Annotated in this window: 3 protein-coding genes; all 3 read right to left on the reverse strand. The window is 74.7% G+C overall.

Translation table 11 applies throughout. The annotated features are described in order from the left end of the window. Positions 1-2,203, reverse strand: a 2,203-nt coding sequence (locus FHG89_RS00290; protein WP_139581853.1) for an ATP-dependent helicase, incomplete at its 3' end; no start/stop codon positions are given. 76 nt (positions 2,204-2,279) lie between these two features. Continuing rightward, complete coding sequence (locus FHG89_RS00295) at positions 2,280-2,825, reverse strand: LOG family protein (protein ID WP_139581854.1); 546 nt, start codon at positions 2,823-2,825, stop codon at positions 2,280-2,282. Continuing rightward, the coding region (locus tag FHG89_RS00300) for an LOG family protein (RefSeq protein ID WP_139581856.1) at positions 2,825-3,370 on the reverse strand (546 nt) is incomplete at its 5' end. The genes FHG89_RS00295 and FHG89_RS00300, both read right to left, overlap by 1 nt.

A 3,370-nucleotide genomic window follows, 5' to 3' on the forward strand; every position in this document is an offset into this window, starting at 1 on the left:
CCGCCTGCTGGTCAGCGCGGTGGCGTGCCCGGCTGATGGCGACGTGGAAGAGGCGGCGTTCCTCGTTCAGCAACGCCGAGGTCTGACCCACCACGTTCGCCGCTGTCGCCCCGCCCACGGACCGGCCGGTCAGCACGTCGACCAGCCGCTCCGAGCCGAGCAGGCTGCCGCGCAGCCGCAGGTCCGGCCAGATGCCCTCCTGCACACCGGCCACCGCGACGAGGTCCCATTCCAGGCCCTTCGCCGCGTGCGCGGTGAGCAGCCGCACCGCCGCGCCCCGGTCGGCGGTCGGGGCGATGGTGTCGGCCGGCAGGTCCTGGGCGAGCACGTGGTCGAGGAAGACCTCGGTACGGGCGCCGGGCAGCCGGTCGGTGAAGCGCGCCGCCGCGTCGAAGAGCACAAGCACCGCGTCCAGGTCCCGGTCGGCCGCCTCGGCGCGCCTGCGCCGGGCCAGGTCCCCCTCGCCGGCCGCCGGTCGACCCTGGCCGATCGCGCCCGCCCAGCGTTCGACAAGCCCACTGGCGTCCCAGACCTCCCAGAGCACCGTCTCCGCGGTCGCACCGGGTTGGGCGGCCGCGTCCCGGGCGGTGGCGAGCAGCCCGGCGACCGCCTGCGCGGGCTCCGCCCACCGCCGGTCGATGCCGGCCAGCTCCGTCGGGTCGCGCAACGCCTCGACGATCAGCTCGCCGGACGGACGCCGGTCACCGCCGGCCAGCGCCAGGGCGCGCAGGCCCTGGCGCAGCCGCCGCTCGGCCAGCGGGTCCGCACCGCCGAGCGGCGAGTGCAGCAACGCGACGGCCGCCTCCTCGTCCAGGTGCTCCGGCTCCAGGGCGCAGCGCAGCAGGAGCAGCAGCGGCGCCACCGCCGGTTGCAGGTGCAGCGGCAGGTCCTCGCCGTGCACCACGGTGGGTACGCCGGCAGCGTGCAACGCCCGTTGCAGGGTCGGCAGCTGCAACGTGGTGGACCGCACCAGCACCGCCATCCGCGACCAGGGCACACCGTCGAGCAGGTGGGCGGAGCGCAGCGCGTGGGCCAGCCAGGCGGCCTCGCTGGTCGCCGAGCGGAACGTGTGCACCTCGACCACACCGGGCGGCGCGTCCGGTAGTGGGTGCAGCCGGCGGTGCGCCGCCGGGCCGCGCAGCCGGCGGCCCAGCCGGGCGATCGCGGCGAGCAGCTCCGGCCCGGCCCGGTACGACGTGCTGAGCAGCACCTGCGCCGCCGGTGCACCGGACGCGGTCCGGAACCGGTGCGGAAAGGTGCTCACCGCGGCCGGGTCGGCGCCGCGGAACGCGTACGTGGAGGAATCCGGGTCGGCGAAGGCGACAAGCGAGGTGCCCCCGCCGGCGATCACCGAGAGCAGCTCCAGTTGGGCGGGGTCGGTGTCGGCCAGCTCGTCGACGTACACGTGGGCGAGGCGGCGGCGCTCGGCGGCCAGCAGCTCCTCGTCGTCGCGCAGCAGACCCGTGGCCGCCCGGACCAGCTCGGCCGGGTCGTACGCGATCGAGCCCCGGTTGCTGACGTCGCGCAGCGCGAGCACGGCCACGTACTCCCGCAGGAAACGGGCGGCGGCCGGCCAGTCGTCGCGGCCGAGCTTCTCGCCCAGCCGGGCCAGGTCGACCGGGCCGACGCCGCGTTCGGCGGCCCGCATGAGCAGGTCGCGCAGCTGGCCGGCGAAGGCCCTGGTCCGCAGGGCCGGGCGCAGGTCGTCCGGCCAGCCGACCGGGTCGTCGTCGGGCTCCTCGCCCACCACGTCCAGCAGCTCCCGGATGATCAGATCCTGCTCGGGGCCGGTGAGCAGGCGCGGCGACGGCTCGCCCCGCTCGGCGGCGGCCCGGCGGAGCAGCCCGAAGGCGTACGCCGGGAAGGTGCGCACGAGCGGCTCACGCAGCACCCGGTGGCCGTCCTGCGCCACCCGGGCCTCGATGCGTTGGCGCAGCGCGGTGGCGCCCCGGCGGCCGAAGGTCAGCACCAGGACGCGTTCGGGGTCGACGCCCTCGCGGACCCGGGCGGCGACGGCCTCGACCAGAGTGCTGGTCTTGCCGGTGCCCGGGCCGCCGAGCACCAGCATCGGCCCGTCGGTGTGCCCGATCACCTCGGCCTGCACGGGGTCGGCCCGCCAACCCGTGCGCGCCGGCTCGGTGTCCGTGGACGCGCCGACGCCGGCGGGCACCTCGGACCGCCGCACCAACCGGTACGCCTGCATCAGCTCATCCCATCAGACCCGTGTGACACCGACCCACTCCGCCACCCCGAACCAGGCCGTCAGGCTACGGCCGGGGTCAGCTGAGGGCGGACTCCAGCGCGTCCAGGGCCGCCGGGACGGAGGGGGCCACCGTCAGGAGGCCGAGGCCTGCGGGTTTGAGGAAGTGCTTGTCGGCGAGGGTGGTGAGCCAGTCCAGTAGCGGGCGGTAGAAGCCGTCGGCGTCGACCAGCACCATCGGCTTGCGGTGCAGGGTGAGCGTGGCCGTGGTCCACACCTCGAACAGCTCGTCGAGCGTGCCCAGCCCGCCGGGCAGGGTGAGGAACGCGTCCGACTTCTCGATCATCAACGTCTTGCGGCTGGCCATCGAGTCGGTGACCAGCAGCTCGTCTGAGGCGAGGTCGGCGACCTCCAGGTCGACGAGCGCCTGCGGGATCACGCCCAGGGTGCGCCCACCGGCGGCCCGGGCGCCGTCCGCGAGCGCGCCCATCATGCCGACGCAGCCACCGCCGCTCACCAGCGTGTGACCGCGTCGGGCCAGCTCCGCGCCGGTCTCGCTGGCCAGGTCGAGGAATCGCTGGTCGAGGGTTCGGGAGGACGCGCAGAAGACGCAGATCGCCGCCATCAGCTCTCCCGCGGGTGGTCGGCGGTCTGCTCGGCGGCGGCCTGCTGGTCGGCCCCGGTACGGGCGACGGCCTCGTCGCGGACCGCGTCCTGCTCGACGGAGAGCGCCGCCTCGGACTCGACGATGTGCCGGACGGCCGCGTTGACGTCGTCGGTGAGGCAGATCAGGTCCAGGTCGACCGGGCCGATCTTGCCGTCGGCGGCCATCGTGTCGCGCAGCCAGTCGAGCAGACCCTGCCAGTACGCGACACCCATCAGCACGACCGGGAACCGGGTCACCTTGCCGGTCTGCACAAGCGTGAGCGCCTCGAACAGCTCGTCCATGGTGCCGAAACCGCCAGGCAGGACGACGAACGCCTGCGCGTACTTGACGAACATCGTCTTGCGGGCGAAGAAGTACCGGAAGTCGATGGCAAGGTCGACCCAGTCGTTGATGCCCTGCTCGAACGGCAGCTCGATGCCGAGCCCGACGGAGAGCCCGCCGGCCTCGGTGGCGCCCCGGTTGGCGGCCTCCATCACCCCCGGCCCACCCCCGGTGATCACGGC

Origin of the sequence: Micromonospora orduensis (assembly GCF_006228125.1) — a bacterium.
Classification (GTDB): Bacteria; Actinomycetota; Actinomycetes; order Mycobacteriales; family Micromonosporaceae; genus Micromonospora; species Micromonospora orduensis.